The 13137-nt window shown below is 72.3% G+C and carries 9 protein-coding genes; 8 read left to right on the forward strand and 1 reads right to left on the reverse strand.

The window, feature by feature from the left end; all coding sequences use genetic code 11:
- Genes ACFW6A_RS32690 through ACFW6A_RS32700 form a run of 3 tightly spaced genes read left to right on the forward strand, consistent with a single transcriptional unit; the run spans nt 1 to nt 6514 of the window.
- Nucleotides 1-2562, forward strand: coding sequence for an ATP-binding protein (locus ACFW6A_RS32690; RefSeq protein WP_386645124.1), 2562 nt, complete (start codon nt 1-3; stop codon nt 2560-2562).
- Complete coding sequence (locus ACFW6A_RS32695) at nt 2562-5336, forward strand: hypothetical protein (protein WP_386645127.1); 2775 nt, start codon at nt 2562-2564, stop codon at nt 5334-5336. Before ACFW6A_RS32690 ends, ACFW6A_RS32695 begins: the two co-directional genes overlap by 1 nt.
- The gene (locus ACFW6A_RS32700; protein ID WP_351853877.1) at nt 5333-6514 is read left to right on the forward strand and encodes a bifunctional lytic transglycosylase/C40 family peptidase; all 1182 of its coding nucleotides are present in this window, start codon (nt 5333-5335) and stop codon (nt 6512-6514) included. Before ACFW6A_RS32695 ends, ACFW6A_RS32700 begins: the two co-directional genes overlap by 4 nt.
- Nucleotides 6515-7080: 566 nt before the next feature.
- Here the strand turns inward: ACFW6A_RS32700 and ACFW6A_RS32705 are convergent.
- Nucleotides 7081-7332 (reverse strand): hypothetical protein, encoded by a 252-nt coding sequence (locus ACFW6A_RS32705; RefSeq protein ID WP_351853881.1) that lies wholly within the window; start codon nt 7330-7332, stop codon nt 7081-7083.
- Between the two features lie 223 nt (nt 7333-7555).
- On the opposite strand from ACFW6A_RS32705, the gene ACFW6A_RS32710 reads away from it, so the two are divergent.
- The 5 genes from ACFW6A_RS32710 to ACFW6A_RS32730 all read left to right on the forward strand — a co-directional run bounded on the left by ACFW6A_RS32710 (nt 7556) and on the right by ACFW6A_RS32730 (nt 13083).
- Entirely contained in the window at nt 7556-8044 is a 489-nt protein-coding gene (locus ACFW6A_RS32710) for a hypothetical protein (protein ID WP_351853883.1), read from the forward strand.
- Complete coding sequence (locus ACFW6A_RS32715; protein WP_351853886.1) at nt 8044-10317, forward strand: hypothetical protein; 2274 nt, start codon at nt 8044-8046, stop codon at nt 10315-10317. Before ACFW6A_RS32710 ends, ACFW6A_RS32715 begins: the two co-directional genes overlap by 1 nt.
- Nucleotides 10317-11264, forward strand: coding sequence for a replication-relaxation family protein (locus tag ACFW6A_RS32720; protein WP_386645132.1), 948 nt, complete (start codon nt 10317-10319; stop codon nt 11262-11264). The genes ACFW6A_RS32715 and ACFW6A_RS32720 overlap by 1 nt, the downstream gene beginning before the upstream one ends.
- 299 nt (nt 11265-11563) lie before the next feature.
- Nucleotides 11564-12184, forward strand: a complete 621-nt coding sequence (locus ACFW6A_RS32725) for a hypothetical protein (RefSeq protein WP_386645135.1) — start codon at nt 11564-11566, stop codon at nt 12182-12184.
- A 245-nt stretch (nt 12185-12429) separates the two neighbouring features.
- The gene (locus ACFW6A_RS32730) at nt 12430-13083 is read left to right on the forward strand and encodes an ATP/GTP-binding protein (RefSeq protein WP_386645138.1); all 654 of its coding nucleotides are present in this window, start codon (nt 12430-12432) and stop codon (nt 13081-13083) included.
- The last annotated feature ends 54 nt before the right edge of the window (nt 13084-13137 follow it).

The raw sequence follows: 13137 nt of genomic DNA on the forward strand, positions 1-13137 counted from the left end.
GTGAGGATCCCGATCCGGCACGTGGCCGGGAACGTGGTGTGGACGACGCAGGGAACGGTGTGGGCCGTCTTCCGGGTGCAGGGCGCCCAGACCGCGCACGCCTCGCGGCGGTCCCGGCAGCAGCGGCTGGGGCACCTGGAGGCGTTGGTGAAGCAGCTGCGGGGGGAGTCGATGCTGCTGAGCCTGTGCCCGGCGGTCGACCCGGAGGCCGTGGTGGCCCGGATGTGCGCGGACATCAACATGCCGGCCTCGCCCCGGTACGCGGCGAGCGTGGAGATGCTGCACGGCCATCTGGAGCAGCTGGAGCTGACGGGCCGCTCGGACTGGCTCGCGCTGCCGCTGCCGATGCCGCGCAAGGAGGCGGTGCGCGAGGTGATTGCGGCCGCGCGGGCCGAGGTGTCCCTGGCGCTGGGCCTGCTGCCCCGCCCGGTCTCCGGGCGGGAGGAGGAGCTGCGCCTGGTGCAGGCGCAGCGGCTGGCGTCGATGTGGCCGTCCGGGATCGGGCTGCGGCCGGCGTCTACGGCCGAAGTCCTGTGGATCTACGGGCACAGCGCGCGGCGCGGTCTGGTCGAGCCGGCTCTCCCGGGTGCGGACGGCGGGCGGCGGGTGCGGGGGCGGGGCCGGGGGGCGGCTTCGCTGGGTCAGGTGGTGCTCGCCGAGGGCGGGTTGCTCGGTGCGGGCCTGGAGCAGGACGGCCAGGAGGCGGCCGGCCGCAAGGGCCGGGGGAATCCGTTCGCGCGGCGGTGGGTCGAGGCGACGACGGAGTGGGGCTCGTCGTACCAGGCGATGCTCGCGCTGGCGGAGATGCCGGAGGCGTTCGTTTTCCCCGGGTCGGAGTACCTGGGGCAGCTGGACGAGTTCTCGTTCCCGGTGGACTGGGTGGTGCGGCTGCACGTGGAGAGCGGCGCCGCGGCGGAGGCGAAGAGCCGGCGTCAGGCGCGGGAGCTGGCCCACCAGTACGAGCAGTACGACGGGGAGACGGCCGGAGTGCCCGCCAGCGTCGACAAGGCCGCGAGCGGGTTGGACGAGTTCCGCGAGCGGCTGACGTCGTCGAAGACGGAGGTCGAGGTGCGGGCGATGACCGCGCTGTGCGTGTGGGGCGGCACCCCGGAGGAGGCGGAGCGTCGGGCGGGCGAGCTGGCCGGCTACTTCGCCGGCGGGGAGTACACCTTTGTGCGGCCGCGCGGTGAGCAGGAGGCGCTCTGGTACGGGATGCTGCCCGGGACGCGGACGCCGTCGGTGATGGCGCAGTACTCCCAGTACCTCCTGGCCCGCGACTTCGCGATGGCCGCGCCGTTCACGGGCAGCGCGCTGGGGGACGAGACGGGCCCGCTGTACGGACTGCAGCTGGCCAACGGCGGGGTGCGGCCGGTGCTGTGCGACTGGTCGCGCGGCCCGCGGGAGAACACCTCGGCCGCGGCGGCCTGGGTGGGTGAGCTGGGCAGCGGCAAGAGCGTGGGGATGAAGTCGGCCATGTACTCGGTGCTGGCGGCCGGACGGCGCCGGCACGGGGTGCGCCGGGGCCGGGCGGTGGTCGTGGACCGGACCGAGCAGCAGGAATGGGTCCGCTTCGCCGAAGCCTGCCCCGGCGAGACGGAGATCATCACGATCGACGACCAGGCCCGGATCTCCCTGGACCCGCTGCGGATCTTCACCGAGGCGGCGGAGGCGCAGCGGTTCACCGAGTCGTACCTGACGCTGCTGCTGGGGCTGTCGCCGATGAGCGAGGAGGGAATCGCGCTGTCCGAGGCGATCGAGGCCGTCCTGAAGGATCCGCACCCCTCGATGCGGGTGCTGGTGGAGGAGCTGACCAACCGGGGCGCGGGCGGGGACACGTTCGCGGCGCTGGCCGCACGCCGGCTGGCCGCGGCCCGCCGCAAGGACCTCGCGCGCGCGGTGTTCGACGAGACGCTGCCGGTCGTGCGGAACTCCACCGCGGACAGCGTCGTGTTCGCGGTCCATTCGCTGGCGCTGCCGACGAAGAACGAGCTGGAGGCGGGGCGGCTGGAGAAGCTGCCGTTCGAGAAGACGTTCGGGCGGGCGGTGATGTATCTGATCGCCGCCCTGTGCCGGAAGATCGCCTACGCCGCTCCGGACGAGTTCGCGGTCGCGATCTGGGACGAGTGCTGGTGGCTGACGTCCTCGCCCGAAGGGCTGGAGCTGGCGATCGAGCTGGTCAAGGACGGCCGCAAGCACAACGCCGGAGCGTGGTTCGGCGGACACGACGAGGACGACATCGGCCCCGCCGACAGCGAGAAGGGGCAGATCCTGCGCGGCCTGATCCCGCGCAAGTGCCTCTTCCGGCACACCAACCGCAACCTCGCCGCCCGCGGGCTCGCGTTCCTGGGGTGCAGCGACCAGGACGAGAACCTCCTGACGCTGGTCACCTCCGGCTTGTCGCCCAACCGGCCGGACATGAACGACGAGGAGCGGGCCGCACGGGCCGGCGAGTGCCTCCACCGTGATCTGACCGGCCGGATCGGCGCCATGCAGATCATCATCCCCGCCGACGAGGACATCGCGGCCGCCATCCACTCCCAGCCCGTCCGGCAGGCCGTCTGATGGCCCGCCGGCGCCTCGCGCGCAGCACACCGTCCCCCGCGACGGCCGGATTCGGGGGCCGGGCCGCCGCGCTGGTGCGGTGGGCGCGGCCGGGCCGGGCGCTGCTGCTCGCGGTGGTGCTGCTGATGCTCGCCGGCCTCTCCTCGCTGCTGCTGGCCGCGGCAGCGACCGCCGCCCCCGAGCCGACCCCGTCGCCGACCGTGCCGAACCGGCTGCTCCCGCCGGTCGACCCGAACAATCCGCTCGCCCCCGCGCCCGTGCTCACCCCGCCCGCGGACGGCACCACGCTCGACGAGATCGGGCAGGAGGCCGAACGCAAGGCGGCCGCGCAGAAACGCGAGCAGGAGCGCCGCGCGAAGGAAGCCTGGGACAAGAAGGTGCAGGACTACCTCAAGAACGAGGCCTCCCGGGGCGGGGTCCTGTCGGCGTTCGAGGTGACCGACCGCAACAACATCCCCGTCTCCGCCTACCGGGTCTACGCCGACACCGGCGACTGGAACGACTGGGACCTGAAGATCGAGCACTTCCTGGTCGAGATGATGTTCCTCGGCAACAAGTGGCTCGTATCCTTCGCGTGCTTCCTGATCTCCTGGGCGCTGTCGTTCTCCCTGGCCGGGCTGCTCCTTAAGCCGGCGCTGACGGTGTCGACGTCGCTGTACGGCGGGGTGATCGTGCAACTGGGACTGCCCACCTTGTTCCTCACCTTCGCGATGGTGGTGGCGTCCTGGCACCTGCTGTTCGGCAACCGGGCCCGCGGGTGGGGCGAGATGGCGGCGGCGCTGGTCATCTCCGCGCTCGCGCTCGGCGCGCTCGCCTCGCCGCCGCAGATGCTGCTGTCCAAGGACGCCGGCGTCGTCGCCTCCGTGCGGGACCTCGCGGTGGAGACCGCCGCACTCGTCCTCGACAAGGAAGCCATCGACGCCGGCAGCCCCGACCGGACGACGGCTACAGGCGCGTGGGAGAAGACGGGGCAGGGCGCGACGGTCGGGCAGCGGGTGCGCAGCTCCGCCTCGTCGATCTCTCGGCCCATCACCGACGCCCTGGTGGACGCCTTCGTCGCCCGCCCGGCCATGATGCTCTCCTACGGCCGGACCTTCTCCGACCCCAAGAACGGCGACGGCCCCAGGTGCGGCACGCTGTTTCGCGAGTCCCGGATCTCCCAGGCGGTCTTCGACAAGGAGCTCGACGAGTTCCTGGCCTCCGGCGAGAAAGCAGTCGGGGAGGTCCCGTACATCGGCGGCACCCTCCAGAGCATCGGGGAAGCCCTGACGGCGTCACCCGACGCGGTCCTGCGGGAGAAGCTCGCCGCCAAGGGGCCGCTGAAGACGTTCGAGGCCCAGTGCGTGAAGGACGGCGCCGCGTCGGCGAAGAAGGCCAGCATGGAGAAGGTCGGCGGCGCGTTCTTCATGGTCCTCGCCGCGTTCCTGACCTGCATCTTCATGATCACGCTGACCGCCGGGTTCCTCTTCGCCCAGCTCCAGATCGCCATCGAGGCGATGATCGCCAAGGTCGCGCTCGCCGCCGGAGTCCTGCCCGGACCCGGACGCGGCTGGCTGTGGGACCGGGCCACCGCCATCGCCCGCGCCCTGGCCCTCATGCTCGTCTCCGTCGCGTCGGTCGCCGTGTTCATCGTCGTCGTCAACGCCGTCCTCAACGCCTCCGACAGCGATCTGCCCGGCGGGATCACCATCCGGTTCGTCGTCCTGGACTGCGTCGTCGTCGGCGCCTTCGTCTACCGCAAGCGTCTGGCCCGGGCGACCCGCGGCCTCGCGGTCCGCGCTCGTGCCCGGGTCGGCACCAGCGTGGTGGGCGGCAGCGCCGCGCCTGCGCTCTCCTCCCCCGATCGGGCGGGGGCGGGCCGCAAGCTGGTGCTGGGCGGCCTCGCTCTCGGCACCATGGCCTTGACCGGCGGCGCCGGCATGGCCGTCGGCCTCGGCCGGGCCGGCGCGGCCCGAACCGCCACCAGCCTCGGCGGGATGGCGCTGCGCGGCACCGGCCGAGCCGTCGCCGGTACCGCCCGGCTCGCCGGCCGCACCGCCGTGGGCAGTGCCCGGATCGCGGCGAAGACCACACGGTTCGGCCTCCAGGCCACCATCGGGCTGCCGGTGTACGGGCCGCGGGCGGCCCGCCGTGTCGGCGCCGCGGCCGCGACGGTGCCCGGCCGGGTCGCCGCTGCCCGCGCGAACGCGGCCCAGGGGGTACGGCAGGCGATCCAGGCGGTGCACCAGAACGGGGTCGCACCGGCGGCGGACTTCGTGGGCGAGGGGGTCCACAACCTGCGCTCGCTCGGCCGGATCGTGACCGGCCGCGGCGGACTGGGCCTCTACAACGCACCGAACCGTCCCGGGCCCTTCCCGCCGCCCCCGCCGCCGCGCCGGCGGCGGCGCCGTCCGGTGCCGCCGCCCCGCCCGGCCCACCCGCCGACGCCCGCTCCCGCCCCTGCCCCTGCCCCGGCGCCAGCCCCGGTTCGGCGAGGGCGCCCCGCCCCGCCGATCGCACAGCCGCCGGCCGGCCCGAACCAGGCCCGGCTCCGGCAGCGCCTGCACCGCATCCAGGCCCAGCAGGCCCCGGCCGCCGCTCCCCCACAGGCAGCCCCGGCGCAACCGCCCGCTGCCGCGGCGCAGCCAGCTCCGGCAGCTGCACAACAGGCGCCCGCCCCGCCGCCCTCGCCCGCCCCGCAGCCCTCGCCCGCCCCGCCGCAGCGGGCGCGCCGTGCCCCCCGCCCGGCACAGCCGCTCAACCCGGCGCCGCCGCGGCGCCGGGGGCGGCCGTGAAGGCCCCCTCGAAGGCGGTGCTGGCCGGCGCGGTGCTGCTCTCGCCGCTGGCGCTCGTCCTGGGGCTCGTGGTCCTGTTCGTCGCGGCCGTCGCCAACGGCGCCGCCGGTCACGAGGAAGAGACCCGCGGCGCAGCCCCCGGCCCTCCCGCCGCGGTACCGGCCGGCGTCTCCGGGATCGGGCCGGTGGTCCTCGACGCCTACGTCCGGGCCGCGGCCGCCATGACCAGCCTGCGCCCGAAGTGCAAGGGGATGCGCTGGTCGGTCGTCGCCGGCATCGGCCGGGTCGAGTCGAACCACGCCGCCGGACGCGACGTCGCCGCGAGCGGTGCGGTCACCCCCCGGATCTACGGGGTCCGGCTCAACGGCTCGGGTGCCGGAGGGAACACAAGCGTCCACAGCGACACCGACCGCGGTGTCCTGGACGGCGACACCGTCTATGACCGGGCGGTCGGACCGATGCAGCTCATCCCCTCCACCTGGAACGGGCCTTCCGGGCAGGACGGCAACGGCGACGGGGCCAAGGACCCCCACAACATCTACGACGCCGCGCAGGCCACCGCTGCCTACCTCTGCGGCACCGGCAGCAGCGACCTCGGCGACGACGCCCAGCTGCGCCGGGCGGTGCTGCGTTACAACCGGTCGGGGGCGTACGCGGACGAGGTCCTCGGGCACGTCCACGCCTACGACCGGCTCGGCAGCGTTGGCACCGGGGCCCTCCAGTTCTCCGGGACCGGCCGCGGGGCCGACGCCCTGCGCCGCGCGGCCGTTCACCTCGGCGTCCCCTACTCCTGGGGAGGCGGTACCCCCAGCGGCCCCTCGACCGGGTTCTGCGACGGCACGAACGGCTACCTCAACGGCCGCTGCTCCGCGTCGGTCACCGCCGGTTTCGACTGCTCCAGCCTTGTCCAGAACGCCTATTGGCCCTCGCTGCGTCTCCCCCGCGTCGCGTCCGCCCAGTACAGCGCCACCGCACAGCGCTCTGTCCCCCGAGACAGCCTCCAGCCCGGAGACCTGCTCTTCTGGTCCCACGGCGGGACAGGTGGCATCTACCACGTTGCCCTCTACGCCGGCGACGGCAACGTCCTGCACGCCCCCCGCACCGGAAAAACGGTCGAGATCGTCCCGCTGACCACCGCAATGCCCGAGCGCGACTACTACGGTGCCGCCCGCCCCTGACCGGGTGTAGGTTCCCAAACGGCGCGAGGTCGGAAAACCCTCATCGCTCGGGCGCATTCTCGCCAAGAGAGGCGGAACCCCCGGAATGCCAGAAGCAAAAAATATTCGTATGGATGGTGACGCATATTGAGGGGTTTACCGCTTCTCACTGCCACGCTTGAGGTCGTAACGCGAATTCAGTCCGATGCGTCCCTCGCCGGGGCGAAATCAAAAATCAGACGACCCGACAATGATGACCTCCTGAACAAATCCGCCGCCTGGACCGTGGAAGCGGAAGATCTGGGCGGCGAGATCACCGTCTGGGAGGATGGCAGTTCGGAGCTTGACCTGGTCGATTTCGCGACAGGCGATGTACATTCCGAGCACCGGCAGCTAGACGACCTGGGGAGCGTTCAAGTCGCGGTAGAGGCCGTTCGCGACTGGGTGGCGGGGCGTCGGCTGCCCGTAGCGGAATGACTAAGCCGACCTAGAGTTTGACAGTCGACCATTGATGGAATGACCTCCGGGCCATTCCATGAGCTTTCCGAATCTCCCATTGAAAACTGATACCTGACAGGTTGGCACATCTAGATGTCTTCTCCCTGAAAGAAGCGCATCAGGAGATACAGGATCAGCATCGTGATCGGGAGTCCGAGGACCCAACTGATCGTCCAGGCTCCCCAGGCGATCACGCCCAGGATGACGATCATCACGAGGAGCACCGTCCCGCCGAGAAGGAGCCCTGACAGCAGGACGAGCGCGCCTGCCAGGACCCTGGCCATCGTTCCTGCGGCCTTCACCACGTCTCCGGCGGTCGGCGGCGGTTCGGCTTCGTTCATCGTGCCCCTCCCCTAGATGCAGGACCGCAAGGTATCCGGTCCGCCCGAAGATTTTTCGGGCGGACCTGTCACGTTCCAGGTCCTGGTGCTCCTTGCGGGGGTGAACGGCGGCGCAAGGGCCGTCTCGGACCTTCGGGGAGGGGCTTGTGGCAGAGGAGAACCCGGCCGGGTGCCGGAAGGCCGCGGTGGGAGCGCCGGGTGGCGGGCCGGGGGTGCCGGCGTGATGGCAGATGTCCTGAACGGCACGCTCCCGCCTCTGGTGGCGGGGGTGGTGGAGGGCGTGCGGCCGTATGCGGGGTGGCTCGTCCTGCTGGGGGCGGTCGGCGGCGTGGGGTGGATGGCCGGGTGGGTGTGGTGGCTGCGCCGGGCCCGGACCGCGCTCGAGTCCCGGGCGGTCGTCGACCTGGTGCCGTCGCGGGACTTCGACCCGTCGGCCGAGGAGATCGGGCGGCACGCGGCGAGGCTGGCGCGGATCCCGGCGGCGGCCGGGTGGATTCCGCGCCGGGCGTCGGGGGTGCGGATGCGGCACTGGAGCGACGGCGGGCGGCTGGCGACCCGGCTGGAGGGCCCGGCGCAGTCGGCGGGCCTGCTGAGGTTGCCGTCGTTTCCGGACGTGGAGGTGCTGGAGGCCGGCCGGGCGGGCGGCGCCGTGCGGCCGGTCCGGTTCGCGGGTGTCGCTCCGCTCGCGAAGGACCGTGAGGAGAAGCCCTGATGCCGAAGAAGCAGCCGAAGGACGCCCCCGGCAGCGGGACGTATGTGGCGCGGGCGGAGCTGGTGCTGGCGCGGGCGGATCACCGCCGTCTCGCCGCCGCCAGTCTGACTCCCGACCCGTTGCAGATGATGGCGGCGGCCTGCGCCCACGTGAACGGCGAGCGGGGGGAGCGGGCCGACCTGGTCGTGGATCTGGTGCCGGTGTCGGGGCGGAGGGTGGCGAGGTGGCGGCGGCGGCTGATGCGGCGTGCGGCGCGGCGCGGCCCGTCGGCGTACGGGGAGCAGATCGCCCCCGCCGCCGGCGGCGGGGGCGGCGGTGGGGGTGGGGCGTGGTTCGGGCAGGTGGCGGCGGGGCTGACCGGCGGCACGGACGGTGCGAAGGCGTCCGGGGCTCGGAGGGCTTCCTCGCCGCGGCAGACGGACCTCGTGGACGGGGTGGGCAAGTTCCTGCCGTCGGCGGACACGCAGGTCTTCGCGGTGCAGGTCCTGGTCCGGGTCGAGGCACGGCATCCGGCGCGGGCCCGGACGCTGCTGCACCAGGTAATGGCCGTGATGGACGCCTGGCGCGGAGAGAACTGGTGGCGGCCGGTGGGGCCGCGGCGGACGGGGTGGCGCCCGTACAGCAGCGTGTGGTGGCGCCGGGGATCGTTCGACCGGCGGTATCGGACGGGCGAGTTCATGCCGGCGAAGCGGCAGTGGGTGACTGCCCGGGAGATCGCCGCGCTGCTGAAGCCGGCGTCCGTGCACTGCGTGGCGGCGAACGTGGTGCGGACCGGTGGGGTGGTGCCGCCGGCGCCGTCGCAGCTGCCGGAGTGGACCGGGCAGCCGGGCGTCGTGCCGCTGGGCCGGGTCCTGGGCACCGACGGCCGCATCCGGCTGGCCGCCGCCCCGCAGGCGGACGTCCTGTTCGGCGCCTCGTTCGGGAAGTCCGGGTTCGGCAAGAGCGAGCTGGCGCTGGTGCAGGCCGTGGCGCTCGCGTACGGCGGGACCGGGATCTGGTTCCTCGACCCGCACGGCGCAGCGGTGAAGCGGGCGCTGCCGTATCTGACGCATCCGGCGCTGCGCGATCGGGTGTGGCTGATCGACCTGAGCGCGAAGGACCCGTCCGCGCGGGTCGGGTCCTGGAACCCGCTGTCGATGGAGGGCCGCACCGTAGCCGAGGTCCAGGACGTGATCGGCGCGGTGGTCGGCGGGCTGGCCTCCGCGCAGGGCTGGGGCGACGGGGCTCCGCGCGCGCGGGCGATCCTGTCGCACGCCGTGCAGGTGCTGGCCTACCTGGCGCTGGAGATGTGCCGGCGCGGCCGCCCCGACCTCCAGCCCACCCTGTTCTCGATCACCCGGCTGCTCACCGACGAGGAGTGGCGGGCGGAAGTCCTGCAGTACCTGCCGGCCCGGCTGCGGCGGTTCTGGCAGACGACGTTCCCCCGGTACGAGAGCAGCGCGGTGCCGGTGGTCACCCAAACCCTGGAGCAACTGGAGACGTCGGACTCCCTGAAGGCGTTCCTGGGACAGCCGCGGTCGACGTACGACATGCGTCACGCCATGGACACCTCGCGGATCGTGCTGCTGCGCTGCTCGGGCACCGGCTCGGCAGACCAGATCATCACCTCTCTGCTGCTGTTCGACCTGTTCAGGGCCGGCTGCTCGCGCGAAGGCATCGACCAGGACCAGCTCGCGTCGATGTTCGCGTTCTGCGACGAGCTGACCGCGATCGACGGCGCCTCGCGCGGCTACGTCGCCGCGATCCTGGAGCAGCTGCGCAAGTACGAGCTCAGGTTGATGGGCATGACGCAGATGGCGATGCGGCTGAGCGCCGAGACCCGGCTGGCCCTCATGCAGAACCAGTCCCTGCTGTCGGCGTCGGCGGCCGACAGCGACGAAGCCACCTTCGTCACCAAGCGGATGGAACCGGTGGCCCCGCAGACGCTGATGTCGCTGCCGAAGTGGAACTACGTGATGTCCACGATGCTCCACGGGGAGCGGACCACGCCTTTCCGGGTCGCCGGCGTACCGCTGCACCAGATCTTCGCCGACTACCACCACCCCGAGCTGCTGCCCGAGCTGGAGAAGGCCGTAGACGCGAACCTGCGACGGCGCACGGTCCGCTCGATCCTGCGCGACCTCGACGGCAACGACACCGGCCGCCTGCCCGGCCTGGACGACCGGATCCTCGCCGAACTGTCCGTCCTGCGCCCTGCCCCTGCGGCCCCGGCACCAGTCCCGGTGCCGCAGCACGCCATCCCGACCCCGACCAGCGGAAGTGAGATCGGCTGATGACCTCCCCCGTCCTGTCCCCCGCCAGTGCCGGCCTGCCCCGGCTCGGGCAGCGGCTGTTGCCCGTGCTCTACCAGCACCGCCTGGTCGCCACCGACCAGCTCCGGCGGATGATGACCCCGCACACCCGCCAGTCCGTCTACCTGCGGCGCATCCTGCAGCAGCTTCGCGCCCTGGGCCTGGTGGAGCGCACCGTCCGGCGCGCGGGCACGCTCGGCGGCCCGGAGATGCTCTGGTACGTCACCGCGCGGGGCGCGGAGATCGTCGAGACCAGCCGCGAAGTCACCTCCCGCGCCTACCGCATCAGCCCCGAGACGGCCGCCTCCCAGCTCCAGGAGCACACCCTGGCCGTCGTGGAGTCCGGACTCGCTCTGTCCACCTGGGCCCAGGCGCTCGGTGACGAGTGCGGGCCCCTGGACTGGGAGCCGGAGCTGGTCCACCGCGTCCGCGACGGGGAGAACCGGGTCGGGGACGACGCGCTGCTGATCCCCGACGCCGTCCTGCGCTACACCCGCACCACGCCCACCGGACGCCGGCTGCTGACGTACTTCCTGGAGATCGACCGGGCCACCATGCAGGTCGGCCGCCTCGGCCGGAAACTCACCTCCTACGCCCGCTACGCCACCTACGTGCCCGCGCCCCCGCCCGGCTTCCGCTCCACCACCACGGTCACCGGGCGCGAGGCGTGGCGCGACCGCTACCCGGCCGTCCCCCGGCTCCTCATCGTCCTGACCGGCGCCGGCCTCGGGATCCTGCGGCGCCGGACGGAAGACCTGCGGGCCCTGGCCGAAGCCGACCCCCGCGTCCGGCGCACCCCCCAGCTCGCCGCCGGGATCACCACCCTCGACGAACTCCGCGACCGTGGCCCGTTCGCGCCGATCGTCACCCCGCTGCTCGGCGACCCCGCCCCCACCGACATCCTGTTCACCGCCCCGGCCGCCCCGTGAGCACCGACGCCCCGCGCAAGGGGACTTCGGCGGCGGACAGCACATACCCGGACCGTCCCGGCGACCTGACACAGCAGCCGCCCCAGGACCTGACACACTCTGGTCTTTTCCCGGCCCCAAAATGGCTGATTACATCGCATCCTGACACTCCAACCGCCGTTACTCCCAGTGCGGTTGATGTGGTCTTGCGTAATCTTGACCTTCGCGCAATGGAAGTGGTCCCGCGGTACGCGGCAAGCCCCTCGTGGGACGACAAGCGCAGGTGGCACCGGGTGACCGCATATGCATCGGGAGACATCATGACGACCCATACGCACATGCGACGCGTGCGCTCCGGTACCGCTCCACGCCGGGGAAGCGCTCTTGCGCTCCTCCTCGCCGGCCTCACGGCGGTCAGCGGCTGCTCGTCCGCCGAACCGGCCTCGCCGAAGCCGTCCACGCCCGCCTCCCCGACGTCTTCGGCCCCGGCCTCGGTGACCCCGTTGCCGGATTCCCCCGAGGAGGCCGCGAAGAAGCAGGCCGTCGCGGCCTACCAGGCGTACTGGACGGAGCTGCCCAAGGCGTACGCGGTACCGGCGATCGAGGGCACCGACCTGAAGCGGTACACCGCCGCGGAAGCGCTCGCGAAGGCGACAGCCGGTGTCGCCAACCTGAAGACGCTCGGTCAGGTCATGACCGGTGCGCCGGTGCTCGCCAATCCCACCGTCACGGCCGCCGAACTCGACAAGAAGACCCCTAACGTGACCATCTCCGCCTGCCTGGACGTGCTGCCGTGGAAGGTCATCAAGAAGAGCACGGGCAAGCCAGCACCTCTACCGTCCGGCCGGGTAACCAAGTACGTGGTTACTGCCCTGGTGGAGCGCTGGTCCGACGGGTGGAAGGTACTCAAGAGCACTCCTCACGGAGATCAGCCGTGCTGAGGCGGAAGCGACTGATCGCCGCCAGCGGGGTTGCCCTCGCGTTCTCGGCCTCGCCCGCCCTGGCCGACCCGGGAGACCCGCCCTGCGCCGACGATTACATCTGCGCCGGCGTGGAGGTGCCCGGGGATCCGGGCGGAAGCCACTCCGGCGGAGGCAGCGGTGGAGGGAGCGGAACGGCCGGGGGCGGCAGCGGTGGGGATGAGAGCGGTAGTGACGAAAACAGCCGCTACACCTGCACCTACACCTTGGCCGACCCTCAGCCCTCGGACGACAGCCTCGTATGGGGACCGGACGGCCGTAAGCCCGGCGTCTCGATGTACATCGAGGACTGCCTGGACAACGAGACTGGTATCCACGACGTCAAGAACATCTTCACCAACGCGCCGCCCGGCGGTGGCGGTGGTGGCGCTCCCGTGATCGATCCTGCGGACGTCGCCCGGCGAGCGGTGGACAAGATGTTGCTGCGCGGGCCGCAGATCGGCCTCACGCCGAAGCCCGGCGGGCGGGGCGTCGTCGGTCTGCCCGTCTACATGTGGACCGCGACCGGTCCCGAGACCTACGGACCCAACGTCGCGTCCGCCTCGATCGGGCCGGTCAGCGTCACGGCCACCGCCCGGGTCAGCAAGATCGTGTGGAACATGGGTGACGGCACGACGGTGACGTGCACGACGCCCGGCACCCCGTACCGGGCGGAGTACGGCAAGCGGCCGTCGCCGGACTGCGGGCACCGCTACACCGCGCCGTCCTCGACCACCCCGACGGGCAAGTACCACGTGACGGCGACCTCGACCTGGTCGATCGACTGGCAGGTCACCGGCGGAGCGCAGGCCGGGCAGATGACCGAGGTCCGCGAAAGCGCCGCGGACATCACCGTCGTCGAGGTCCAGGTCCTCAACTAGCCCTTCCTCCCCCTCTTCTTTCTCTTCTGCTTCCTGTTGCTGAGAGGCACCACC

The organism is Streptomyces sp. NPDC058758 (genome assembly GCF_042746075.1).
Classification (GTDB): Bacteria; Actinomycetota; Actinomycetes; order Streptomycetales; family Streptomycetaceae; genus Streptomyces.